This is a genomic window from Streptomyces sp. ADI95-17 (genome assembly GCF_003846175.1).
GTDB classification, from domain to species: domain Bacteria; phylum Actinomycetota; class Actinomycetes; order Streptomycetales; family Streptomycetaceae; genus Streptomyces; species Streptomyces sanglieri.
This window is the reverse complement of the sequence record NZ_ML123049.1, coordinates 837,715-860,851: the sequence shown is the minus strand read 5'-3', so window position 1 is coordinate 860,851 and position 23,137 is coordinate 837,715. Positions and strand designations below refer to the sequence as shown.

The following is a 23,137-nucleotide window of genomic DNA, read 5'->3' as shown; positions in this document are numbered from 1 at the left end:
GGGCGCCGCCGACATCCCGGTCATCGCGGGCGGGATCATTCCGCCCGCCGACGCGTCGGCCCTGATCGGAGCCGGTGTCGCCGCCGTATTCACCCCGAAGGACTTCGGTATCACGGAGATCATCGGCCGTATCGTCGACGAGATCCGGAAAGCGAACAAGCTCGACCCTCTGGAGGTCCCCGCATGACTGCCGTCAACCGCCCGCCCGTCTCCCACCACCACCCTCAAGAGACGTCCCTGCGGGACGGCACCTCCCGCCTGCGTCCGCGCCGCTCGTGCCTGGCCGTGCCCGGCTCGAACCCGCGGTTCCTGGAGAAGGCCCAGGGCCTCCCGGCCGACCAGGTCTTCCTTGACCTGGAGGACGCCTGCGCGCCGCTCGCCAAGGAGGGCGCCCGGCACACCATCGTCGACGCGCTGAACAACGGCGACTGGACGGGCAAGACCCGGGTCGTGCGGGTCAACGACTGGACCACGCACTGGACGTACCGCGACGTCATCACGGTCGTCGAGGGCGCCGGCCAGAACCTCGACTGCATCATGCTGCCCAAGGTCCAGGACGCCCAGCAGGTCGTCGCCCTCGACCTGCTGCTGACCCAGATCGAGAAGACGATGGGCTTCGAGGTCGGGAAGATCGGCATCGAGGCGCAGATCGAGAACGCCAAGGGCCTGGTGAACATCGACGACATCGCCGCCGCCTCGCCGCGTCTGGAGACGCTGATCTTCGGCCCGGCCGACTTCATGGCGTCGATCAACATGAAGACCCTGGTCGTCGGTCAGCAGCCGCCCGGCTACGGCGCGGACGCCTACCACTACATCCTGATGCGCATTCTGATGGCGGCCCGTACCCACGACCTCCAGGCGATCGACGGCCCCTTCCTGCAGATCCGTGACGTGGACGCGTACCGCGAGGTCGCGGGCCGGGCGGCGGCGCTGGGCTTCGACGGCAAGTGGGTACTGCACCCGGGTCAGGTCGACGCGGCCAACGAGGTGTTCTCGCCCTCGCAGGAGGACTACGACCACGCCGAGCTGATCCTCGACGCGTACGAGTGGTGCACCTCCGAGGAGGGCGGCAAGAAGGGCTCGGCGATGCTGGGCGACGAGATGATCGACGAGGCGAGCCGCAAGATGGCCCTGGTCATCGCGGGCAAGGGCCGCGCGGCCGGCATGCAGCGCACCTCCAAGTTCGAAGCGCCGGAGGCCTGACCATGCAGTTCGGACGCACATACGAGGAGTTCGAGGTCGGTGCGGTCTACAAGCACTGGCCCGGTAAGACGGTCACCGAGTACGACGACCACCTCTTCTGTCTGCTGACCATGAATCATCACCCGTTGCACATGGACAGCAACTACGCGGAGCGGACAACCGATTTCGGAAAGAACGTTGTTGTCGGCAACTACATCTACTCCCTGCTGCTCGGCATGTCCGTTCCGGACGTCTCCGGAAAGGCGATCGCCAATCTTGAGGTCGAGTCGCTGAAGCATGTCGCGCCGACCTTCCACGGCGACACGATCTACGGCGAGACGACCGTTCTCGACAAGACTCCGTCAAAGTCCAGGAGCGACCGCGGAATCGTCTACGTGGAGACCAAGGGGTACAAGCAGGACGGGACGCTCGTCTGTGTGTTCCGCCGCAAGGTGATGGTCCCCACCGAGACGTACATCAAGGAGCGCGGCGGCGAGCAGCCGGGCCGCCCGGAGCTGAACCAGCCTTCGCAGAAGAACGTGGAGAAGTAGCCATGACGCGACTCGCCCAGACCGCCGGTCTCACCGACGTCCAGCAGGAAATCCTCTCCACGGTCCGGGATTTCGTCGACAAGGAGATCATTCCGGTCGCGACCCAGCTGGAACACCGTGACGAGTACCCCACCGAGATCGTCGAGGGACTCAAGGAACTCGGCCTGTTCGGGCTGATGATCCCCGAGGAGTACGGGGGTCTGGGTGAGTCGCTTCTCACATACGCGCTCTGTGTGGAGGAAATCGCCCGCGGCTGGATGAGCGTGTCGGGAATCATCAACACGCACTTCATCGTGGCGTACATGCTCAAGCAGCACGGCACCCAGGAGCAGAAGGACACGTTCCTGCCGCGGATGGCGCTGGGCGAGGTCCGGGGCGCGTTCTCGATGTCGGAGCCGGCGCTGGGCTCGGACGTCTCGGCGATCAGCTCCAAGGGCGTCAGGGACGGCGACGAGTACGTCCTGAACGGCCAGAAGATGTGGCTGACGAACGGTGGCACGTCCACGCTCGTCGCCGTCCTGTGCCGGAGTGACGAAGGCCACCCCGAGGGGACCGCCCCGCACAAGTCGATGACCACGTTCCTGGTCGAGAAGGAGCCCGGTTTCGGCGAGGTCCGGCCCGGTCTCACCATTCCCGGCAAGATCGACAAAATGGGTTACAAGGGTGTCGACACGACCGAACTCATCATGGACGGGCTACGAATTCCGGCCAATCGGGTTCTGGGCGGCACCACCGGCCGAGGGTTTTACCAAATGATGGACGGAGTAGAGGTCGGCCGGGTGAATGTGGCGGCGCGTGGCTGCGGTGTCGCACAGCGTGCATTCGAGCTGGGTGTTTCGTACGCCCAGCAGCGCCAGACCTTCGGAAAGCCGATCGCCCAGCACCAGGCGATCCAGTTCAAGCTGGCCGAAATGGCCACCAAGGTAGAAGCCGCCCATGCAATGATGGTAAACGCAGCGCGCAAAAAGGACTCCGGGGAACGAAACGACCTGGAGGCAGGGATGGCGAAGTACCTCGCCTCCGAGTACTGCAAGGAAGTCGTCGAGGACGCCTTCCGTATCCACGGCGGTTACGGCTTCTCCAAGGAGTACGAGATCGAGCGCCTCTACCGAGAGGCCCCGATGCTGCTTATCGGTGAAGGTACCGCCGAGATCCAGAAAATGATCATCGGGCGCCGACTCCTCGAGGAGTACCGGTTCCAGGGGTGATTGTCCCTTTCGAGGCGATTTAGCCGCGAAGAAGATCACACCCTGTCACCCTCGGGCGGTGCCTTCCCACCGTCCGACTCGGCTGCTGGCTTGCCCAGTTGTTGCTCGCAACCGATAACATCGCCGGAAAAGCCGCCGTCCCCCGTTGCCAGCGCGGCATCATCCGCTACGAAGGTCATCCATGCCCGACAGCCAAACCTCTGCATCACGCGGCGGGGTCCGCCTTGCGCGCGGAGCTTCGCCGTGGCTCCTCCCGACCGTCGCCACCGCGGCACTCAGCCTCGCCCGGGCCCGCAAGTCCGGACGCTGGGCCGCGGTAGCCGTGCCCACCACCGCGCTCGCGGCGGGCATGCTGTGGTTCTTCCGCGACCCCGAGCGCGAGATCACCCAGGGCCGGGTCATCTCGCCCGCCGACGGTGTGGTGCAGAGCATCATGCCGTGGAAGGACGGACGCACCCGCGTCGCGATCTTCATGAGCCCGCTGAATGTTCACGTCAACCGTGCGCCCCTGGCCGGCACGGTGACCTCGGTCGAGCACGTCCCCGGCGGGTTCGTTCCGGCATTCAACAAGGAGAGCGAGAACAACGAGCGCGTTGTCTGGCACTTCGACACCGAGCTCGGCGACATCGAGATGGTGCAGATCGCGGGTGCGGTCGCCCGGCGCATCGTCCCGTACGTCCCGCAGGGCACGAAGGTGGAGCAGGGCGAGCGCATCGGCCTGATCCGCTTCGGTTCACGGGTCGACATCTACCTTCCGGAAGGTGTCGAGGTCGCGGTCGAGGTCGGCCAGGCCACCACCGCGGGGGTGACTCGAATTGACCGTGATTGATCCCGACACACAGGCAGGCTGGGTGCCCGAGGCCGAATCCGAGGAGGACGCCGGCGAGGACATGCCGCTCTCTCTGCGGCTGTCGATAGCGGACACCCTGACGCTCGGAAACGCGACGTGCGGTTTCATGGCGGTGTACTTCACCACCACCGGAATCCTGATCCCGCACCTCACCGGCAGCGACGAGAGCGGCATGGCCCGGCACTCCGCCGCCACCGCCGTGATCCTGATGCTCCTGGCGGCCGTCTTCGACCTCTTCGACGGGCTCGTGGCACGCAAGCTGCGCTCCTCTCCGATGGGGGCCGAGCTGGACAACCTCTCGGACCTGATCAGCTTCGGGCTCGCCCCGGCGTACTTCGTCCTCGTGTACGGCATGGTCGCGGACGACGCACACCAGCGGGTCTCCGCGCTGGCGGCCATCGTGGTGCTGCTGGCGGTGGTGCTCAGGCTTGCGAGATTCTCCTGCGTGACCATGAAGGACGGCATGTTCCAGGGCATGCCGAGCCCCTTCGGGGCGCTCACGGTCGTCTCGATCGTGCTCCTGGAGCTGCCCTTCGTGCCGACGCTGCTCGCGATCGTCGGAGTGGCGTGGCTCATGGTCAGCCGGGTCGAGTATCCGAAGCCGCGGGGTGTCCTCGCGGTGGCGATGCTCAGCTGGATCGTGGCCGCGATGGGGCTCCTCGCCGCGTGGGCGTTCGACGCCCCCGGCGGGCAGCTGCTCCTCCAGACCGGCTGCGCGCTCCAGGTGGTCCTGGGAGCGGTCATCCCGCTCTTCGCGACGGCCCGGCGGGTGAACTCCTTCCGTGACAACCGGCGCGAGGCACGGACGGCGCAGCTGCCGTAGCGGCACGCACGACACACAGAAGGACCCGGGTGCTCCCCAGCACCCGGGTCCTTCCGCGTTTCCGCCCCGCTCCGCCCAGTATGTTGGGGCCCAACCGGCTTGCGGGCGCCGTCCCCGGAACCAGGCCTTGATGATGAAGGACTCGGAACCCGATGACAGACAACTCCGACATGATCGACTTCGTGCGCGCACGCCTCGCCGAGGAGGAACGCATCGCGCAGGCGGCGGGCGGCGACAGCTGGCGGTGCCCGGCCGATGTGCCCGGCGAGGTCCATGACCGCTCCGGGGGCATCGCGTTCAGCGTGCGGAATTTCGGCTTCGACCAGCACATCGCCTTCCAGGACCCCGCACGCACGATGCGCCGCATCGAGACGAGCAGGGTGCTCCTCAACGAGTACGCGGAGGTCGCCGGGCTGGACACCGACCGCCCGGACCAGGACTTCCGGTCCGGGCGGGCCGTCGGGCTGGGATTCGCCGTCCGGCAACTGGCCGCGGAACACGCCGGCCATCCCGGGTACCGGGCCAGGTGGCTCCCCCGGTTCATCCAGTAGCGCTCCAGCAGCCCCCGGCCGTTCGCCGCGGGCTCCGTGCCCCGGCCACGGGCCCGCTGCGGATGGCAGCAGGCGGGCTAAGGTTTCAGAAGGAGCCCATCGCATCGCACCGTGCAGGGACGCCATGCACCGACACCGCAACACATCCGACAACACCCAGGAGCTCCTCCTCACTCTTGGGCGTCTTGTCGATCAGGCCCTGGAGAACATCAGGCTCCAGCGCGCCCGGGCGGAGATGGGCCTGGCCCTGCAGCGGCACATGCTCCCCACCGAGCTGCCCGACTTCCCGTGCATCAGGATCGGCGCCCGGTACTCGCCCTCGCAGGACGGAATGGCTGTCGGTGGCGACTTCTACGACGCGTTCCCGATGCGGGACGGGGTCGCGGGGATCACCATCGGCGATGTGCAGGGGCACGGGGTGGAGGCCGCCGCCTTCATGGGTGAGGCCCGCGCCAGCCTCAGGGCGCTCGCCAGCGTCACGACCGACCCGGGCACGGTGCTGTCCTGCGCCAACGATCTGCTGATCTCGCTGGGCGGTGACCTGTTCACGACCTGCTGCCTGGTGAGCATCGCCCCGCACAGCGGCGAGCTGTTCGTGGCACGCGCCGGACACGTGCCGATCGTATGGGGCACCGACGACGGCGACTCCGGCATCTCCCAGGACGACGGCGGGGTGCCCCTGGGCATCCTGCACGACCAGTGGTACCCCGTGACCCGCCGGCGGCTGGTGCGGCCCGGGTATCTGGTCCTGCTGACCGACGGGGTCGTGGAGGGGCCGTCGTACCCGATCGACGAGGGGCTCGACGCGGTGGCGGAGGTGGTCGCCGCGGCCGACGGGGCCGACCCCGGCGAGCTGGCCGAGCGGGTGATCCAGGTGGCGGACCTGACCGGTCACGAGGACGACGCCGCCGTGCTCGTCGTCCGCTACGACGGCCCGCCGGGGACGACCCGGCCGGTGGACGGGGCCTGACCCGTTCGCGTACCCGGGCAGGGGCGGGGGACGTACCGCGTTCACCGGCTCCGCGCGCCCCCGGCGGCACACAGCGGCGTGGTGGCCGATGCTGGAATGGTGGACAGAGCACGGCTCCGACAACACGCGGTCGAAGTCCTGACGGTCCTCGCGGTGGCGGCCTGCTACTACGCGACGGCCCGTCTGGGACTGCTCCAGCAACTGGTGCGCGGCCAGGTCACCCCGCTGTGGCCGCCGACCGGGATCGCGGTCGCGGCACTGCTGGTGTTCGGGATACGGATCTGGCCCGGCATCGCCCTCGGTGCCCTCGCCGTCAACATCGCCATCGGGCCCTCCGTACTGCCCGTACTGCTCATCGCCGTCGGGAACACGATCGCCCCGGTCTGTTCCTATCTGCTGCTGCGTCGCGCGGATTTCCACAACGAGGTCGACCGGCTGCGGGACGCGCTGGCGCTGGTCTTCCTGGGGGCGCTGGCCGGCATGCTGATCAGCGCGACCGCGGGCACCGGAGCCCTGGCGGTCTCGGGCGCGCTCCCGGACGCCGGATTCTGGTCTACCTGGTCGGTCTGGTGGACGGGCGACGCCATGGGAGTCATGGTCGTGACGCCGTTCCTGCTCGTCGTCCGCAGGATCCGCCGGCCGTACGGGATCGGCCCGGCCCGATGGGCGGAGGCCGCCGCGCTGGCGGTGAGCACCGCCGCCGTCACCGTGCTGGTCACCGACAGCGCCGGTGCCTCGCTGCTCTTCCTCGTCTCCCCGTTCCTGATCTGGGCCGCCTTCCGCTTCGAGCGGGCCGGCGCCGCCTGCTGTGCGCTGGGCGTGTCCACGCTCGCGATCCTCGCCGCCGGACGGATGACCGGCCCCTTCGCCCACCACGGCCTGCTCACCAACATGATCACTCTCCAGGCGTTCAACGGCACCACCGCGCTCACCTCCCTGCTGCTGGCCGCGGTCGTCACCGAGCGGAACCGCACTTATCGCGAGATCAAGCGACTCTGCACGCAGCTCTCCGAGAAAGTGACCCGTCAGGAGCCCTGAGTCACTCCATCGGTCCCGTGACGGGTGCGCCGGCCCGCGATCCGCAGCAGGCTGATGGGCGACGGCACCGCGACGAGGGCTACCGGACGCCGAAGGTCGGGCGTACGGACGCCGTAAGAGGTGGAGCCATGCCCCATGTGTCTGCGAAGGTCCATGTGTCCCGCCCCGCCGGCGAGGTCTTCTCGTTCCTCCGGGATCCGCGGAACCTGGCTGAGTGGTCATCGAGCATAGACCGGGTGATCGAGGGCCCGATCGCAACCGAGCTGGGTGACGAGTACACCTGCAAGTTTCCGGGCAGACGACGGGCGCACCGCCTCCGGTGCACCGCGAGCACCCCCGTCGAGTACCTGGCTTTCCGCGGTGCAGGCATGTGGACGCCACTGGGCCGCCACTCCCCGGAGCTGGAGTTCCGGCTGAGTCCGGGCCGGCTGGGCACGACGGTCACCGTCTCGGTCAAGCCCCATCTGGACGGCGGCATGATACTTCTCGCGCCGTTCGTGACGATGGCCTGGCGCCGGGACCTGCCTTGCGAACTCCAGAGCCTGGCCGATCTGCTGAGCAGCCGGGACGGTGCGCGGGACGGCCGGGACACCGGGGACGGTCAGGACACGGCACCCTCCGTGGGGTGGCCGGGCTGATCTCCGGTGGCCGGGCGGGGCGCGACATCAGCGTTCCGCCCGGCCACCGGAGGCAACCGCGGAGCTACACCAGGAAGTCGCGCGCGATCGACTCGGACGCCCGCTCCAGCAGCGGCCCCGCCTGGGCCATCGAGACCGCGGGGTCCGGTTCCAGGTCCGCGAGGGCGTACGCGCGGCGGATGCCCGCCCCGCTCAGGGCCTCCGGCGACAGGGCGAGGCGGCCGCAGACCGCCACGACCTCGATCCCCGCGGCACGGGCCGCCGCCGCCACTCCCGCCGGGGCCTTGCCGTGCAGGGTCTGCTCGTCGAGCGAGCCCTCCCCGGTGATCACCAGCGTGGCGCGCGCCAGCGCCGGGGCGAAGCCGAGGACGTCGAGCATGACCTCGATGCCGGGGCGGAAGCGGGCGTCGAGGGCGACCAGCGCCCCGTAGCCGATGCCGCCCGCCGCGCCCGCTCCAGGCAACGCGGCGTGGTCCGGGCCGAGGACGGCCGCGTAGTGGGCGAGCGCGGCGTCGAGCGTCGCGATGTCCTGCTCGGTCGCGCCCTTCTGCCTGCCGTAGACCTCGGGGGCGCCCTTCGGTCCCGTCAGCGGGTTGTCCACGTCGCTGGCGAGGATCAGGTCCACCTCGGCCAGTCGCGGATCGAGGCCGGACAGATCCGCCTCCGCCAGGTCGGCGAGCCCACCGCCACCGGGGCCCACGGGCTTGCCGTCCGCGTCGAGGAAGCGGGCGCCCAGCGCGGCCAGCATGCCCGCGCCGCCGTCCGTCGTGGCGCTGCCGCCGACACCGAACACGATCGTCCGGGCGCCCGCGTCGAGTGCGGCGGCGAGCAGTTCGCCGGAGCCGTACGTCGTGGCCGTGAGCGGGGCGAACACCCCTGCGGGCAGGTGCTGGAGGCCCGATGCCTCGGCCATCTCCACCACCGCCGTGGTGTCTCGCAGCGCGTACGCCGCAGTCACCGGATCACCGAGCGGTCCGGTCACCCGCGCCTCGCGGCGCTCGAATCCGGCGGCCACCGCCGCCGCCACCGTGCCGTCGCCGCCGTCCGCCACGGGCAGGGTCTCGACCCGCACGTCGGGGACGACCCGCCGCAGCCCGGCCGTCACCCGCTCCGCGACCTGTACGGCCGTGAGCGAGCCCTTGAACTTGTCCGCCGCGACGAGCACGCGTGCGGTCTCCATCACTGCTCCGTCCGCCACCTTGCATCCCTTGCTTTCGAACAGGCAGTCGCGCCGCCCCCGACCCTATCCGCAGCGGATACCCGCTGCCCAGAGCCGTCTTCGTCCGGGCCCGCCCCTGCCACTACGCTGCCCGCGTGACCACCACTGACTACACCTCCTACATCGCGGGGCTCCCCCGGGTGCTGGCCGCCGCGGCCACCGTGTTCCGGGACGGCCTGGGGCGAGTGCTGCTCGTCGAGCCGAACTACCGGGACGGCTGGGCGCTGCCCGGCGGAACGATCGAGTCCGACGACGGCGAGAGCCCGCGGCAGGCCGCGCGACGCGAGACGGCCGAGGAGATCGGCCTCGATCTGGCGCCGGGGCGGCTGCTCGCCATCGACTGGGCACGCAGCTCTCGACGCCCGCCGATCGCCGCGTACCTGTACGACGGCGGGGTGCTGGACGAGGTTCAGTTGAAGGCGATCCGGCTCCAGGAGGAGGAGCTGCTGTCCTGGAAGCTGGTCGAGCGCGCCGAGTTCGACCGCTATCTGCTCGGCCCTCTCGCGCTGCGCCTGAAGGCCGCGCTGGACGTGCTCGACTCCGGTGGTGGTGCGGCGGAGCTGGAGGACGGCCGTCCGGTGGACGGCTGACGCCCCAGGGCGGATTCGTCCCGGATCGCCTTTCTGTCCCGTTGTGCTGACCGCTCGTCAGCTGGTAGTCCGGTCGACGGCTGCCGGACTCCCGAGTTCATGTGTCATTGGTCCGCAGTGCACGCTCGACCGGCATCATCCGGACTCCACGACAGCGGAGGGATCATGCGTACGCACACGGGACACCTCGGCGGGCGACTGGCCACGATCGTCGCAACGCTCGCCTGTACGGCAGTTGTCGCCACGGCCTCGACGGCACTCGCGGACCCGGCATCGGCCGCGGCCGCGGCCGCGGCCCGGACCGCACACAGCAGGCTGCCGCTGTCGGTCGACGGCGGCGCCTGGCAGTCCGGCCATGTCCAGGGCATGGCCATCGACCGCCGCAAGGGCTTCATGTACTTCTCCATGACCAATCTGCTGGTCAAGACCGACCTCAGGGGCAACCCGGTCGGCTCGGTCACCGGCTTCACCGGCCACCTCGGCGATCTGGACTTCAACGAGAAGGACGGCCGGGTCTACGGCTCGCTGGAGTACAAGGAGGCGAAGTCCTTCTACATCGCGATCCTCGACGTCGACCGCATCACCCGGATGAACATGGACGCCCAGTCCACCGGGGTCGTCTCGACCGTCTACCTCAAGGAGGTCGTGAAGGACTTCACCGCCGACATGAACGGCGACGGGGTCTTCGACGGCGACACGGGCAACACCCCCGACCACCGCTACGGCTGCAGCGGCATCGACGGCGTCGCCTTCGGTCCGGCGTTCGGCGACAAGCGCGGCAAGCGTGCCGCGCGGCGGCTGACGGTCGCGTACGGCGTGTACGCCAACGCGGGCCGCGCGGACAACGACCACCAGGTGCTGCTCCAGTACGACGTCACCCGGTGGAAGAAGTACGAGCGCCCGCTGACCGAGTCGGCCCCGCACACCAGCGGGCCCGGCCGCACCGACGGCAAGTTCTTCGCGTACACCGGGAACACCACGTACGGCGTGCAGAACCTGGAGTACGACGGGCACAGCGGGAACTGGCTGATGGCCGTCTACAAGGGGACCAAGCCGGGCTTCCCCAACTACTCCGTCTTCGCGCTGGACGGTGCGCGCAAGCCGGTGCGCGGCCTCGTCCGCGGGCAGCAGCGCCCCGAGCGGGGCCTGCTGCTCCCGCTGCTGCGCAAGGGCGCGCACGACGCCGCCACGGACACGTACGGATGGCCGGCGCCGGGACAGTACGGGCAGTACGGCCTGGTGTCGCTCGACGACGGGCGGTTCTACGTCGCGCGCAGCGGCACGCTCCAGGACGGCGGCGTCACCAAGCAGACGGCGCGGGCCGAGCTGAACACCTGGACGGGCCTGACCCCGTCACCGTTCAGGCCCGCCGGTCCGGCGGCCTGACGGAAATCGTCTCGCGGACGGTGACCGGCGCCGCCTACGCTCGCGGCATGACTCTCGTCGCGATCTTCAGCGGCGCCGGCATCTCCACGGACTCCGGCATCCCCGACTACCGCGGGCCCGACGGGCTCTGGCGCAAGGACCCGGAGGCCGAGAAGCTCGTCACGTACGACTTCTACATGGGCGATCCGGAGATCCGCCGCCGCTCCTGGCTGATGAGGCGCGCCGGCGTGGCCCTGGCCGCGGAGCCCAACGCGGCCCATCGCGCGGTGGTGGAGCTGGAGCGGTCCGGCACCCCGGTGCGGGTGATCACGCAGAACGTCGACGGGCTGCACCAGCGCGCCGGACTCCCCGGCCGCAAGGTCCTGGAGCTGCACGGCACCGTCCATGAGGTGGTCTGCACCCGCTGTCACGCCCGTTCCGCGATGGACGAGGCGCTGGCCCGGGTGGACGCGGGAGAGGCCGACCCGTCCTGCACGGTCTGCGGCGGCATCCTGAAGCCTGCCACGATCATGTTCGGCGAGCGGCTCGACCCGGTGGTGCTGGGTCGGGCGGTGTCGATCGCGAAGGCCTGCGAGGTGTTCATCGCGGTCGGAACGTCGCTCCAGGTGCATCCCGCCGCCTCGCTGGCCGGGGTCGCGGTGGACCACGGGGCGCGGCTCGTCATGATGAACGCGGAGCCGACCCCGTACGACGAACTGGCCGGGACGATCATCCGCGAGCCCATCGGCACGGCGCTGCCCGCACTGCTGGGGCGGCTGGCCTCCGGTACGGGGCCGGGCGCGGGTTGCGGCGGGTCTTCCGGAGGCCGAGGGGACGGTTAGTGCCGTGGTCGGCCGGGCGGCGTCAGTGGTCGAGTTCCTGCTGTATGCGCCGTGAGGGGCGGAACGTGTACAGGTCGAGGATCTCCGGCGGGTCCACCAGCCCCGGACCGCCCGCCTCGACCCAGGTGACGATGTCGGTCACGGCGTCCGGGTCGTTGACCAGGCCGAGCCAGACCGGCCGGCCGCCCGCGCGGCGGCCCTCGGCCGATGGCTGCACCACGACGACATTGGCCCGTTCGCAGGCGTCCAGGCACTCCACGGCACGTACCGTCGCGGCCTCGCCGAGCGAGCGCCGCAGCTCGGCGAGCTGGCCGGCGTGGTCCACGTCCGGGATCTTGGGCGTCCCGCAGCAGCAGCCGCGGCAGACGCTGACGGTGGGCCTGGGCGTGCCCCCGGCGGGAGCCGCCCTCCGGGTGCGGCGGCTCATGCGGGGACCCTTGCGGTGCGGGCGCGGATGATCACCAGGGGACTGTACCGATCCCCGCCGCCGGGTCGAACACCTGCTCTCCCCCGTTGGCGGGTGGGGTACAGTTGATGGCTGCGAAGGGGAGTAGCCCCGCAAACCGGTCGTCGACACACTGGAACCCCCGGGTTCCCGGTGGCCGGGCCCGTGGATCGTCACGGGCGGGCGAGACCTTCGGTCAGGTATGACACGCCCGCGTCCAGTGGGCGCTGACGTCATGCCGGGCCGAGTGGTCCTCCGGACGCCCGAGTGGCGCTTCGCGAAAGGCCCGGGGCCCGGCTCTCACAGAAAGCCACCCGGAATGCACCTCGACCCCTGGGCGATTCTCACCGCCTTCGGTCTGATCTTCCTTGCGGAGCTCCCCGACAAGACGATGTTCGCGTCGCTCGCCATGGGCACCCGCATGCGACCGCTGTACGTCTGGTTCGGCACGTCGTCCGCGTTCATCGTCCATGTCGCCATCGCGGTGGGGGCGGGCAGCCTGATCGGGCTGCTGCCCGACTGGATCGTCAAGCTCGTCTCGGCCTCCCTCTTCGCGTTCGGGGCCTTCATGCTGCTGCGTTCCGGCGGCGGCGACGACGACGAGGACGGCGGCACGAAGACGGTGACCGGCTTCTGGCCGGTCTACTCGACCGCGTTCATGGCCGTCTTCATCAGCGAGTGGGGCGACCTCACCCAGATCACCACGGCCAACCTGGCCGCGAGCAACGGCACCTGGTCCACGGCGATCGGGTCCGCGGCCGCTCTGATGTCCGTGTCGGCGCTGGCGCTGCTGGCGGGCCGGTTCATCGCGAAGCGGGTGCCGCTCAAGACGGTCCAGCGGATCGGCGGGCTCTGCATGCTGGGGCTGGCGGTCTGGACCCTGGTGGAGATCTTCACCGGCTGACGGCCGCCGCACCCGCAGGTGACTTGGGGACGGGCCCGGACCTTGGTGTCCGGGCCCGTCCTCTTCGTCTCCTCGGGTCCTCTTCGTCTCCTCGGGCTCGGAGGAGGGCGTTTCAGAAGAGCGCCGGGGTGTCGTCCTGCGTACCGCTCTCGAAGGCCAGCAGCCGCTGCTTGCGGTCGAGTCCGCCGCCGTAGCCGGTGAGGCTGCCCGAGGCGCCGATGACTCGGTGGCAGGGGACGATGATGCCCACCGGGTTCTTGCCGTTGGCCAGCCCCACCGCACGTGAGGCACCCGGTCTGCCGAGGTTCTCGGCCAGTTCGCCGTACGAGCGGGTCTCGCCGTACGGGATCAGCCGCAACTGCTCCCAGACGCTGCGCTGGAACGGGGTGCCCTCCAGGCGCAACGGCAGGTCGAAGGTGCGCAACTCCCCCGCGAAGTAGGCGTCGAGCTGGCGGACGGCTTCCGCGAAGGGCCGCGGGTCGGGTTCGCCGAAGGTCTCCTCGGGCGGGCGGTGCCGCTGGCCGGTCATGTAGAGGCCTGCGAGGACACCGTCGGTGGCGACGAGGGTGAGCGGGCCGTACGGACTGTCGACGACGGTGTGCTGCCGGGTCACTGCGGGTGGATGCGGATCGGTCATGGCTGGACTTCCCGGCTCTCTCAGGTGGGCAGGTGGTTGATGGGGTGGTCGTCCACGGTCCACAGGTACTGGACCGCGTAAGCCCGCCAGGGGCGCCAGGCGGCCGCGCGGGCGGTGAGCGCCGCGGGTGTCGAGGGCAGGCCGAGCTCCTCCGCGGCGCGCCGGATGCCGAGGTCGGTGGGGAGGAAGGCGTCCGGGTCGCCGAGCGCCCGCATCGCGATCACCTCCACGGTCCAGGGGCCGAAGCCGGGCAGTGCGGTCAGTTCGGCCCGCGCCTGCTCCCAGTCGGTGTCGGTGCCCAGGCGCAGCGTTCCGTCGGCGAGTGCGCCGACGAGGGTGGTGAGGGTGGTCCGGCGGCTGCGCGGCAGCGCGAGCTGTTCCGGGTCGAGCCCGGCAAGTGCCCCGGGGTCCGGGAAGAGGTGGGTGAGGCCGCCGTCCGGGTCATCGACCGGCAGGCCGTGCGCGCGGACCAGCCGGGCCGCGTGGGTGCGGGCGGCGGCGGTCGAGACCTGCTGGCCGAGCACCGCCCGTACGGCGAACTCCGCGCCGTCCACGGTACGCGGCACGCGTCGGCCCGGTGCCTTGCGGACCAGTGGGGCGAGCAGCGGATCCGCGTTCAGCTGCTCGTCGACGGCCTCCGGGTCGGCGTCCAGGTCGAGCAGCCAGCGGCAGCGGCTGATCGCGAGGGTGAGATCGCGGGGGTCGGTGAGGGAGAGCCGGGCGGCGATATGGTCGGGGTGCGGGGTGAGGCTGACGATGCCGTGCCCGTACCGCAGGGAGAGGGTGCGGCGGTAGGCGCCGTCGCGCCACTCCTCGACGCCGGGGACGGCGGTCGCGGCCAGGTGGCCGAAGAGGTTGCTGGGGTTGAGCGGGGCGCGGTAGGGCAGCCGCAGTGCGATCACGCCCGGGGTGGCCGGCGGCGTCCGGGACCGGGTGGCGCGGCTGCGCAGCTCGCCCGGGGCGAGCGCGAAGACCTGGCGGACGGTGTCGTTGAAGGTGCGGATCGAGGAGAACCCGGCGGCGAACGCGACTTCCGCCATGGGGAGTCCGGTCGTCTCGATGAGCAGTCGGGCGGTCTGGGCGCGCTGTGCGCGGGCCAGGGCGAGCGGGCCGGCGCCGAGCTCGGCGAGCAGCTGGCGTTCGATCTGCCGGGCCGAGTAGCCGAGTCGGGCGGCGAGCCCGGGGACGCCCTCGCGGTCGACGACACCGTCCCGGATGAGCCGCATCGCGCGGGCGACGGAGTCGGCCCTGGCGTTCCACTCCGGGGAGCCGGGGCTGGTGTCGGGCCGGCACCGTTTGCAGGCCCGGAACCCGGCCTGCTGGCAGGCTGCGGCGCTGGGGTAGAAGGTCATGTTCTCGACCTTGGGCGGCACGGCCGGGCAGCTGGGGCGGCAGTAGATCCGGGTGGTCAGGACCGCCGTGAAGAACCAGCCGTCGAAGCGGGCGTCCTTGGAACGGACGGCCCGCACGCAGCGCTCGGTGTCGGTGTGCATGCCTCAAGCATCGGTCACCCGGCACCCGGGAGCTGGCGAGAATCCGACATCGACGTCGAGCCGGGCCGTCACGGCCGACGAGTCGGGCGACCTCGTCCAGAAGCGGATCACACTCGACAAGCCGCTTGTCCACGATGGCCCGGGGCTAGGGCCTCGACGCCTGCGCACCGGGCCGCACCCCTGCTCCTGAACTGCATCGAGTTTCGGGACGGTGGCGGGTTTCCGCGGAATCGGACCCGGCGGATCAGGATTCGTCCGAACGCGGCCGGCGGCCAATCAGGAGATCCTTAAGGTTCTCTTGAATCTCGCTTTCGGATCAAATAAGCATCGCCCCGCACATCACAGCCCAATTCTCGGTACGTCCCCGAAGCGGCTGGACCGGGGTGAACTTGACGCGGCAGAATCGGATATCGTCGGCAGCCGGCGGCCGACGAGCCATCAGGAATCGCCGACTGCGCCGTCCGCGAGCCCCCGCATCTCTTCCGACCCGTGGCAGAACGCTTCTCAGGAATCGGCGGGCGGCACTCCGGCAAATGAACAGGATCAGGAACCAAGGAAGTCATGCACGACCGGACAGGACGACTTCTGCCAGGAAATCCATGGCGTCAAGCGCCGATTTCGGTTGCGTCGGCGGCAGGATTCACCCACGGTACGACGGTGAACGACCGGTGATCCGGCTTCTCCCGCGCGCCGGCCGCGTCTCTCCTCGCCGGCCGGCCGTGTCGAAGGCCACGGCATGACGGGGCCGGTGCCCGAGGGCGGGCGGGCCGCGCGCCGCAAGGCCGCGAAGCGGGCCGGGCGGCACACCGCGCCGTCCCCGAGACGCACCGCGAAACGACATGCCTCGCCCAGGTCCCGCACCCCACTCGCTCCCCCGGCTCCCATGACGCGCGTCGAGGCCCGGCGGGCCGCACGGGCGCAGAAGCCCGGTGTCGCCACGATCGCGGGCCGGGTGGGCGGCGAAGTCCTCATCACCACAGGCGTGTTGATGCTGCTCTTCACCTCGTATCAGCTGTGGTGGTCGAACGTACGCGCCCACAGCATCACGGGCAGCGCCCGTCGCGAGCTGGAGCGTGACTGGGCGGACGGCGCGAGCGGACGGGACACGTTCGAACCGGGTCAGGGCTTCGCGATCCTGCACATACCCAAGCTGGACGTGGTCGCGCCGATCGCGGAGGGCATCAGCAAGACCAAGGTCCTGGACCGGGGCATGGTCGGCCACTACGACAAGGCCAGCATCCCCACTGCGATGCCCGGGGCGAAGACGGGGAACTTCGGGATCGCCGGACATCGCAACACGCACGGTGAGCCGTTGCGGTACATCAACCATCTCAAGCCGGGCGACCCGATCGTCGTCGAGACGCACGACACGTACTACGTGTACAAGATGGCGAGCATCCTGCCGCAGACCACACCGAAGAACATCGCCGTCCTCGACCCGGTTCCCGCCGACTCGGGATTCACCGAACCGGGCCGCTACATCACACTGACGACCTGCACACCGGAGTTCACGAGTACGTACCGGATGATCGTCTGGGGCGAGATGGCCGAGGTGCGGCCGCGCGCCGAGGGCGAACCTGCGGCGCTCAAGGAGCGATGAGGCACCGGGTGGTCCGGCCCGCGATGCCCGCCTCGGGGTCATCGGCGGCGGCCTGCCCAGCGCCCGCCCACTCGGAAAGCCGGCGGTCCGTTCTTCTGGATACCTTGAGGGATACATCGGATTGCGGTCACCCGTGCCTTTGACCGGTCCGAACCGATCAGGTCGCTGAAGGGCAGCGCGCCTCTCTCCCTCTCTATTAGTCGCATTCTCGCCGCTGTTGGGCGATAACGGTATCGATTGCGACTCGCTACCCCTATCTCATCCATATGACCGGCAGTCGGCATGAGCTGCACACCCAGGGGTTCCGCGTACCCGGGTGACGCGTCGGCTCGGCTCGACACTTCCTTCCGGACCGGGTCGGGTACGCCGACGACGGCACACAACACCCCACCCATTCACGGGAATGCCGCCTCGCGGCCTTCTGCGTATCGCTTCGGAGGCAGCGGCACATCAGCGTCGTTAGCCCAACCTGATCCCCTGCTTAAGGCATCCGTAAGAATGGCGCGGGCAGTGTCCGAGCCGCCTTTCCGGGGTGTGCGACGGGGTTAGGTTGTTGCTGTCGGAGCCTGCCGACCACGCCACCACATGTCACCCACACCTGTGTCGACAAGCGCACAGCGGCGTGTCCACAACGGATCCCAGGCACACGGACTCGGGAAGGAAATTCTGTCGTGAACAGCAGGTCATTCCAAGGCGGGACGCACCTCGCCGCCGTACTCGACGCCCTTCCCGATGGCCTCCTGCTCATCGACCGGAACGGAACCGTCATCAGCGCGAACGCCGCCGCCCACGACATGTTCGAGGCACCCGGAACTCCGCTCGTCGGACACGGGCTGCGCGATCTGCTGCCGGACCACGGGTCGCGAATGATCTCGGGAACGCTGCGCGGCGCCGACGATCACATCATCCGGTGGGGACGCGACAACCCGCCCCGGATGACGGCCCATCGGACGGATGGTGGCGAGTTCCCCGCCGAGGTGATCACCACCAATCTTGAGACCGGACACGCGCTGCACGATCCCGGCCGGAACCACTCCGACGACGAGTTGCTCCTGCTCATGGTCCGCGATCTCACCGGCGCACGCGACACAGAAGCCGCGCTTGTCCGTTCCCAGCGGCAGACCGAAGTGATCCTCCGCGCGACGACCGAGGGACTGATCGGCACCGACACCAAGGGGCGGGTCGTCCTCGTCAATCCGGCAGCCGCGCGCATCCTCGGCTTCCGCGCAAGCGACCTCGACGGCAGGGAACTGCACCCGCTGGTGCTGCACTCGACGGCGAACGGCGAGCCGAACCCGTTCGTGGAGACGCCCCTGGCTGCCACGCTCGTCTCCGGGCTCAAGTGCCAAGCCCACGACCAGGCGCTGTGGACGAAGGCCGGTGACCGGATATCTGCCGATGTGACCACCATTCCGGTCTGGGACGGCGAGCAGCTCGTGGGCACCATCATGGCTTTCACCGACCGCGGTCCGTTCGAGAAGTTGATCGGCGAGCATGCCGTTGAGACGACACGGCAGAAGAAGAAGTACGACGAACTCTCCGAGCGGCATCAACAACTGAAATCCGAGCTCGCAGCGTTGCAGGAACAGCTGCGCCTGGAGCGGGAAAAGAACACCAGTGACAAGGCCCTCGCCAGGAACACCGCAGGTCTCGACGGAGTTGTCGGATCCGGTATCGGGCCGGCCGCTGAATTCACCGGCCCCGGCCGGACCCGGTTCGCGGCCCATGCGCCGCCGGTCGGTGTCGAAGCGGATCGCGACCGCATCGCCACGGCCCTCGCCCACCGCCCCTCGCCCATTGCCGCACGACAAGACGCCTCGCGTCAGATCTCCCCGGTGGCCGGCTCGTGGATCATCGGCGCAGCGGTGCGCGCCCAGCGTGAACGGAGGCCCCCGGAGCAGCAGTCGCTTGCCGCTCTCTCCGGACGCCCCCTCAGAAGTGCTCTCCTGCGGGCCGCCTCGGCCGACGAAGCGATTCCACAGGATGTCACCGACGATCCGGCCTTCCCCCCGCGCGCATGGGATGGCTCCCCCACGCCGGAACGGCGCGCAGTGCCCCCCACCGCTACCGGGCCACACCACAGTGCGGGGCGCCATCAGAGCGGCGCGGAGGGCATGTCCCGTCCCCTCACCCCGCACAGTGCCCGCCAGGGCGAGGGTGACGGCGGCTCAGCCCGCAAGCGTCTTGCCGTACTGCTCACGGGTATCCGGAATCGACCCAACTGAGCGGCTCTTCCGGCCGTGTCTCCGCGGGGTGCCGCTATGGGGTTCGTCAAGGGAATCGGGCTGCGTTCTGGTGAGGTCCGGGGCAGCCTGGCGTGATGCCCGACTTGTTGTGGGACGACGTAGTGAGCTTGTTCGACCCGGATTTGACGGGGTCGCCGCCGGACGTGGTTGTTCCTGATGCCTCGGTTGAGAACTGGCAGGCGGTTCTGGCCCTCGTCAGCGTGAGCAGGCCGCGGAGTCGGTTTCCGACACGGGTCAGCCCCGTGCCTCCAGTACCTCTTCGAACTCCGCGTACGCATGCGCGTCGAACAGCTCCCGCAGTTTCGAGGAATTCGAACGAGCCGTATCAGCACGTCGATCGGTCGGCCCACCACTCAGGCGTCGTGGTGCCCTCGTAGCTGTCCATAGTCCAAGTATCGCGGGCGGGTAGGCGGCCATGTGTCAGCGATGCAGCGCCTGAGGTTACAAGATCGTGTCAGGAGCTCTTAGGGTCGAGCCATGACGAATCAGCGCCGGGACGCCGCCGAGGTTCGAGCGAGCGCCCTCGCATCGGGGGTGCGGCTCCGCATCATCCGGCTCACGCGCACGCAGGCTATGACGAACAAGGAGCTGGCCGAGCGGTTGGGCCGGGATCCGGCGACCACACTTCACCACGTACGCAAGCTGGTGGATGCGGGGCTCCTGGAACCGCAGTCCCCTCGTCGGGGGAATCGGGGTGCCAAGGAGATCCCTTATCGGTCCAAGGGCCTCCCCTGGGCCCGGGGACCCCGGAGCGAAGAACCCATCGCCGAGGCGATGTTGGAGGCCTTTCTTTCCGAGGCGGGCGAGCTCGACATGAAGGATGTCGACCAGGTCCGCTTCGTGCTGGATCTCACACCGGAGCGGCGGGAGGAGTACGAACGGCGACTGGATGAGCTCTTCGAGGAGTTCGACCATGATCCCGTCGCGCCGGACACCGAGCGGACGGCGGTGTACATCGCCCTCTACCCGAGCCTGTGATCGCCGTCCGTCCGTGCCTGTGAAAGACGCGGCTCAGCTACGGGAGGGGACCTCTTCCTCCTGAACCGCCGGAAACTCCCGCAGGGTGCGCAGCGGGGACAGGAGGAGCGGCAGAGGGGTCAGGGCGAGCGCGGAGCACGAGACCCACAGGGTGGCCCGGACGCCGATCCAGCCCCCGAGGACACCGCCCAGCAGACCGCCCACGGGCATCGCACCCCAGGTGATGAAACGTACGGTGGCGTTGACCCGTCCCAGCAGCCGGCGGGGACAGATCGCCTGCCGGTAGCTGACGTTGACAACGTTGAAGACCGTGGTGCCGTACGCCCGCAGGGCAAGGCCGAGAACGCAGAGGACGGTCAGCCGGCCAGGCTCGGCGAGGGGTACGACCAGCGCCACGGGCGAGATGACCAGCGGGATCAGCCAGATGGCGCGGGCGGGGCCGATCCACTTGGCGCAGCGACCGGCGGTGAGCGCCCCGAGCAACCCGCCCACACTGCTCAGTGCCAGGACTGCACCGACAGCGCCCGGCGTCAGACCGAGGTCCCGCGTGAGGAAGAGGATCTGCATCGACAGCAGAACCGTGATTGCCAGGTTGGAGAGGGCGGTGGAGATAGTGATGGCCCGTAACGACTTCTCTCCGAGTACGAACCCCATCCCCTCCTTCATCTGTGTGCGTACCCGATTGCCATCGTGGCCCATGGGCTTGGGCTCCGGGGTCCTGATACGGAGCAGCAGAAGGCCGGAGATCAGATAGCTGACAGATGTCGTCAGGACGGCGGTCGCCCCGCCGACCAGTTGCGCGAGCCCGCCGCCGACGCCGGGGCCGGTGACCTCAGCGGCGGAAAGACTCGACTGAAGCCTGGTGTTGCCCTCCATGAGCTGGGCGCGCCCGACCAAGGACGGCAGATAGGACTGGTAGGCGACGTCGAAAAGCACCGTGGCCGCACTGGCGAGCAAAGCCACCACGATCAGCTGAGTGAGCGTCAACACATCGGCCCAGGCGGCAAGTGGAACGGTGAGAAGCAAAGCAGCCCGGGTGAAGTCGGCCGTCAGCATCACAGGCTTTCGTCGTACGCGATCCACCAACACCCCGGTGGGCAAACCGATCAGGAGGAAGGCGGCTGTCCCGGCCGCGGTCAGAACCCCCATCTGGAACGGCGACGCCTTCAGCGTCGTTGCCGCGAGCAGGGGCAGCACGGTCTGCCCCACGTACGTGCCGAACTGACTGACTGTCTGCCCCGCCCACAGCTGACGGAACTCTTGATGGAACCAGAGGGATTCTCGGTACATGGCTGCTAGCATGGTGCAAGTGATTGGTGATTGCCATTCACTTGCACGCGCAACCACACATGCAGGACTGTCGCGTGAATACCCTGCGCCGCACGTCAACGCGAAAGTGCCCCGGGGATTTCAGTGGTGCCATTTGGTCATTTCGGCAACTCCACTCACCACCCCCGAAGAGAACCACGGACCGGTCCGCGACCTGCATCGATGTCGCCCGAGCGCGATCGAGGCTTCTCTGCCGGAACGAGAGTGACCCGTCGCATAAACCCGCTAGGTACACCCGCACTCGCCGCAGGTCAGTGGCATATTTACCCGCCGCTACCCCGGCGAGATGCGAGGGTCAGCCGCAGCGGCCCGAATGCGCCCATTTGCCGCCGAATGAACCGCTGGCTTCATAGGCGCCCTTGCCGCGAGGGAACGGATGATCGACAGTAAAGCTGCGCCAATCCATCATCGTCGTCATTTCGCAAACCGGCAGTCATTACTCATGCTTTGCTTCGCAAATTTCTGCGACTGGATCGAGGTAATAGGAGTGACGGACGTTTGGAGCTCTAAGCGCATCCGGATAGACGTACTGGGGTCACTCCGGCTGACGACAGGTCCAGAATTACGCCACACCGCTCCACTCACCGCACCAAAACCACGCCAAATGATTGCCTTGCTCGCCCTGCCGTCGAACCGAACGGTTCCCCTTTCCGCGATGGCTCAGGAGATATGGGGCGACCGACCACCGGTGAGTATGCGGACCGCACTTCAGATTTATAACGTACAGCTTCACAAGTTCCTGGCCCGCACCCTTGGGTGGCCAACAAAAGTCGTGGCCGAAAAGATCCTGGTGACCAAGCAGGACGGCTATCAGTTCAATGTGCAGCACGGGGATCTGGACGTTCATGAATTTGAGCGCCTCGCGTCCGCGGGTAACAAGGCCCTGGGTCAGAGGGACGACAGGCTGGCCGAACGGCTGCTGACCGAAGGGCTCTGGCCTCGTGCAGAGCGCCACGACCTGCATGGGTCGGCGTCGGGTACCGAAGCTGGCGCGGGACATACGTGCCACCTTTTGAGTACGCGTGATCGGGCCGCGCGCGATCTGCGTCCCCGACGGCCGTCTCGGCCCGGGGGAACCCGGGCCGTCACCTCCACCTGCCTCACGGGGCGTTCCCCTTGCCCTGCCCCTCGATTACGACCCGCCTTCCTCCCCGTCGCCCGGCTCGCCCAGCGGGCAGGTGACTGTCGCACTCGGTCGGCATGGCCATCACCGACCCCATCCACCAGGCCGTCCTCGAAGTCCCGCCCGCCGGATCCGACCCGGCGCTGAGGCCGAAGCGCCTTACCTTCACCCCGGAGTTCAAGCTGTGAATCGTCCTACCTCGAACGACCACTGGGCCCATGACCGCCGTGCTGGCCAGTCATGGGCCCAGGGCCTGGGGACTCAGGATGGATCAACGCTCCAGACCGGGCCCGCGGTGTGGACGACCCACTGCGCGTCGAGCGCTCCCGCGGTGGTCGCGACGGCCCGGCCGGTGCGCAGGCCCTTCCCGTACCGCGACGCGCGCAACTCCCGGCACGCGGCGAGGATCTCCGGACCGCCCCGGCGGTGGATCGCGCCGTCGACCCCGCCTCCGCCGAGCAGGGAGGAGTTCGCCGCGTTGACGATGACATCGGCGGACTGCCGGGTGATGTCGCCGCGGACCGGGGTGACGGTCACGCCCTCGGGTGTAGGCAT

At 69.1% G+C, this 23,137-nt stretch carries 22 protein-coding genes and 2 pseudogenes; 17 read left to right on the top strand and 7 right to left on the bottom strand.

The window, feature by feature from the left end; all coding sequences use genetic code 11:
- From EES42_RS44980 to EES42_RS30470, 10 genes are all read left to right on the top strand, one after another.
- On the top strand, window positions 1-187 hold a 187-nt coding region (locus tag EES42_RS44980; RefSeq protein ID WP_164495369.1), incomplete at its 5' end, for a hypothetical protein.
- Window positions 184-1,203 (top strand): HpcH/HpaI aldolase/citrate lyase family protein, encoded by a 1,020-nt coding sequence (locus tag EES42_RS30510; RefSeq protein ID WP_124721488.1) that lies wholly within the window; start codon window positions 184-186, stop codon window positions 1,201-1,203. The genes EES42_RS44980 and EES42_RS30510, both read left to right, overlap by 4 nt.
- A 2-nt stretch (window positions 1,204-1,205) precedes the next feature.
- The gene (locus EES42_RS30505; RefSeq protein WP_124721487.1) at window positions 1,206-1,733 is read left to right on the top strand and encodes a MaoC family dehydratase; all 528 of its coding nucleotides are present in this window, start codon (window positions 1,206-1,208) and stop codon (window positions 1,731-1,733) included.
- A gap of 2 nt (window positions 1,734-1,735) precedes the next feature.
- A complete protein-coding gene (locus EES42_RS30500; RefSeq protein ID WP_124721486.1) occupies window positions 1,736-2,941 on the top strand; it encodes an acyl-CoA dehydrogenase family protein in 1,206 nt (401 codons plus the stop codon).
- Window positions 2,942-3,122: 181 nt separating this feature from the next.
- Window positions 3,123-3,770, top strand: coding sequence for a phosphatidylserine decarboxylase (locus EES42_RS30495; protein ID WP_124721485.1), 648 nt, complete (start codon window positions 3,123-3,125; stop codon window positions 3,768-3,770).
- Between the two features lie 22 nt (window positions 3,771-3,792).
- The gene (gene pssA, locus EES42_RS30490; protein ID WP_124721593.1) at window positions 3,793-4,614 is read left to right on the top strand and encodes a CDP-diacylglycerol--serine O-phosphatidyltransferase; all 822 of its coding nucleotides are present in this window, start codon (window positions 3,793-3,795) and stop codon (window positions 4,612-4,614) included.
- Window positions 4,615-4,766: 152 nt separating this feature from the next.
- Window positions 4,767-5,165, top strand: coding sequence for a DUF6221 family protein (locus EES42_RS30485; protein WP_124721484.1), 399 nt, complete (start codon window positions 4,767-4,769; stop codon window positions 5,163-5,165).
- 124 nt (window positions 5,166-5,289) lie between these two features.
- Window positions 5,290-6,135, top strand: coding sequence for a PP2C family protein-serine/threonine phosphatase (locus tag EES42_RS30480; protein WP_124721483.1), 846 nt, complete (start codon window positions 5,290-5,292; stop codon window positions 6,133-6,135).
- 96 nt (window positions 6,136-6,231) lie between these two features.
- Window positions 6,232-7,173, top strand: coding sequence for an MASE1 domain-containing protein (locus EES42_RS30475; RefSeq protein WP_124721482.1), 942 nt, complete (start codon window positions 6,232-6,234; stop codon window positions 7,171-7,173).
- Window positions 7,174-7,301: 128 nt separating this feature from the next.
- Window positions 7,302-7,811 (top strand): SRPBCC family protein, encoded by a 510-nt coding sequence (locus tag EES42_RS30470; RefSeq protein ID WP_124721481.1) that lies wholly within the window; start codon window positions 7,302-7,304, stop codon window positions 7,809-7,811.
- Between the two features lie 64 nt (window positions 7,812-7,875).
- On the opposite strand, the gene EES42_RS30465 is transcribed toward EES42_RS30470, so the two are convergent.
- Window positions 7,876-8,991 carry a glycerate kinase gene (locus EES42_RS30465; RefSeq protein ID WP_124721480.1) on the bottom strand — a complete coding sequence of 372 codons (1,116 nt, stop codon included), beginning with the start codon at window positions 8,989-8,991 and terminating at the stop codon, window positions 7,876-7,878.
- 134 nt (window positions 8,992-9,125) lie between these two features.
- Here EES42_RS30465 and EES42_RS30460 point away from each other — a divergent pair, with 134 nt between their 5' ends.
- From EES42_RS30460 to EES42_RS30450, 3 genes are all read left to right on the top strand, one after another.
- Complete coding sequence (locus EES42_RS30460) at window positions 9,126-9,620, top strand: NUDIX domain-containing protein (RefSeq protein ID WP_124721479.1); 495 nt, start codon at window positions 9,126-9,128, stop codon at window positions 9,618-9,620.
- Between the two features lie 165 nt (window positions 9,621-9,785).
- Window positions 9,786-11,006, top strand: a complete 1,221-nt coding sequence (locus EES42_RS30455; RefSeq protein WP_124721478.1) for a hypothetical protein — start codon at window positions 9,786-9,788, stop codon at window positions 11,004-11,006.
- A 47-nt stretch (window positions 11,007-11,053) separates the two neighbouring features.
- Window positions 11,054-11,827, top strand: coding sequence for an SIR2 family NAD-dependent protein deacylase (locus tag EES42_RS30450; protein ID WP_124721477.1), 774 nt, complete (start codon window positions 11,054-11,056; stop codon window positions 11,825-11,827).
- A gap of 22 nt (window positions 11,828-11,849) precedes the next feature.
- On the opposite strand, the gene EES42_RS30445 is transcribed toward EES42_RS30450, so the two are convergent.
- Window positions 11,850-12,254 carry a (2Fe-2S) ferredoxin domain-containing protein gene (locus tag EES42_RS30445; RefSeq protein ID WP_124721476.1) on the bottom strand — a complete coding sequence of 135 codons (405 nt, stop codon included), beginning with the start codon at window positions 12,252-12,254 and terminating at the stop codon, window positions 11,850-11,852.
- 337 nt (window positions 12,255-12,591) lie between these two features.
- On the opposite strand from EES42_RS30445, the gene EES42_RS30440 reads away from it, so the two are divergent.
- Window positions 12,592-13,176, top strand: coding sequence for a TMEM165/GDT1 family protein (locus tag EES42_RS30440; protein ID WP_124721475.1), 585 nt, complete (start codon window positions 12,592-12,594; stop codon window positions 13,174-13,176).
- 112 nt (window positions 13,177-13,288) lie between these two features.
- Here the strand turns inward: EES42_RS30440 and EES42_RS30435 are convergent, their stop codons facing one another.
- Window positions 13,289-13,813 carry a methylated-DNA--[protein]-cysteine S-methyltransferase gene (locus tag EES42_RS30435; protein WP_206433650.1) on the bottom strand — a complete coding sequence of 175 codons (525 nt, stop codon included), beginning with the start codon at window positions 13,811-13,813 and terminating at the stop codon, window positions 13,289-13,291.
- Between the two features lie 20 nt (window positions 13,814-13,833).
- Complete coding sequence (locus EES42_RS30430; protein ID WP_124721474.1) at window positions 13,834-15,306, bottom strand: DNA-3-methyladenine glycosylase 2 family protein; 1,473 nt, start codon at window positions 15,304-15,306, stop codon at window positions 13,834-13,836.
- Between the two features lie 757 nt (window positions 15,307-16,063).
- Between EES42_RS30430 and EES42_RS30425 the strand changes: the two are divergent.
- The 3 genes and pseudogenes from EES42_RS30425 to EES42_RS30410 form a co-directional block, all read left to right on the top strand.
- A pseudogene (locus EES42_RS30425) lies at window positions 16,064-16,906 on the top strand (class E sortase); the annotation flags it as partial.
- Window positions 16,907-17,577: 671 nt separating this feature from the next.
- On the top strand, window positions 17,578-19,131 hold the full coding sequence (locus EES42_RS30420; protein WP_164495368.1) for a PAS domain-containing protein: 1,554 nt from the start codon (window positions 17,578-17,580) through the stop codon (window positions 19,129-19,131).
- A 498-nt stretch (window positions 19,132-19,629) separates the two neighbouring features.
- Entirely contained in the window at window positions 19,630-20,130 is a 501-nt protein-coding gene (locus EES42_RS30410) for an ArsR/SmtB family transcription factor (RefSeq protein WP_124721470.1), read from the top strand.
- 33 nt (window positions 20,131-20,163) lie between these two features.
- On the opposite strand, the gene EES42_RS30405 is transcribed toward EES42_RS30410, so the two are convergent.
- From EES42_RS30405 to EES42_RS30400, 3 genes and pseudogenes are all read right to left on the bottom strand, one after another.
- Window positions 20,164-21,477, bottom strand: a complete 1,314-nt coding sequence (locus tag EES42_RS30405) for an MFS transporter (protein WP_241196667.1) — start codon at window positions 21,475-21,477, stop codon at window positions 20,164-20,166.
- 277 nt (window positions 21,478-21,754) lie between these two features.
- Window positions 21,755-21,877: a hypothetical protein gene (locus EES42_RS47345; RefSeq protein WP_266622430.1), complete on the bottom strand. Its 123-nt coding sequence runs from the start codon at window positions 21,875-21,877 to the stop codon at window positions 21,755-21,757.
- A gap of 981 nt (window positions 21,878-22,858) precedes the next feature.
- Window positions 22,859-23,137 (bottom strand): annotated as a pseudogene (locus EES42_RS30400) (macro domain-containing protein); the annotation flags it as partial.

Bases quoted from the DNA above. Each gene is read 5' to 3' on its own strand.
- EES42_RS30485 (WP_124721484.1), top strand. From the start codon at position 4,767: ATGACAGACAACTCCGACATGATCGACTTCGTGCGCGCACGCCTCGCC.
- EES42_RS30410 (WP_124721470.1), top strand. From the start codon at position 19,630: ATGACGAATCAGCGCCGGGACGCCGCCGAGGTTCGAGCGAGCGCCCTC.
- EES42_RS30470 (WP_124721481.1), top strand. From the start codon at position 7,302: ATGCCCCATGTGTCTGCGAAGGTCCATGTGTCCCGCCCCGCCGGCGAG.
- EES42_RS30495 (WP_124721485.1), top strand. From the start codon at position 3,123: ATGCCCGACAGCCAAACCTCTGCATCACGCGGCGGGGTCCGCCTTGCG.
- EES42_RS30430 (WP_124721474.1), bottom strand. From the start codon at position 15,306: ATGCACACCGACACCGAGCGCTGCGTGCGGGCCGTCCGTTCCAAGGAC.
- EES42_RS30510 (WP_124721488.1), top strand. From the start codon at position 184: ATGACTGCCGTCAACCGCCCGCCCGTCTCCCACCACCACCCTCAAGAG.
- EES42_RS30500 (WP_124721486.1), top strand. From the start codon at position 1,736: ATGACGCGACTCGCCCAGACCGCCGGTCTCACCGACGTCCAGCAGGAA.
- EES42_RS30475 (WP_124721482.1), top strand. From the start codon at position 6,232: ATGGTGGACAGAGCACGGCTCCGACAACACGCGGTCGAAGTCCTGACG.
- EES42_RS30480 (WP_124721483.1), top strand. From the start codon at position 5,290: ATGCACCGACACCGCAACACATCCGACAACACCCAGGAGCTCCTCCTC.
- EES42_RS30435 (WP_206433650.1), bottom strand. From the start codon at position 13,813: ATGACCGATCCGCATCCACCCGCAGTGACCCGGCAGCACACCGTCGTC.
- EES42_RS47345 (WP_266622430.1), bottom strand. From the start codon at position 21,877: ATGACGACGATGATGGATTGGCGCAGCTTTACTGTCGATCATCCGTTC.
- EES42_RS30445 (WP_124721476.1), bottom strand. From the start codon at position 12,254: ATGAGCCGCCGCACCCGGAGGGCGGCTCCCGCCGGGGGCACGCCCAGG.
- EES42_RS30505 (WP_124721487.1), top strand. From the start codon at position 1,206: ATGCAGTTCGGACGCACATACGAGGAGTTCGAGGTCGGTGCGGTCTAC.
- EES42_RS30465 (WP_124721480.1), bottom strand. From the start codon at position 8,991: ATGGAGACCGCACGCGTGCTCGTCGCGGCGGACAAGTTCAAGGGCTCG.
- EES42_RS30440 (WP_124721475.1), top strand. From the start codon at position 12,592: ATGCACCTCGACCCCTGGGCGATTCTCACCGCCTTCGGTCTGATCTTC.
- EES42_RS30455 (WP_124721478.1), top strand. From the start codon at position 9,786: ATGCGTACGCACACGGGACACCTCGGCGGGCGACTGGCCACGATCGTC.
- EES42_RS30450 (WP_124721477.1), top strand. From the start codon at position 11,054: ATGACTCTCGTCGCGATCTTCAGCGGCGCCGGCATCTCCACGGACTCC.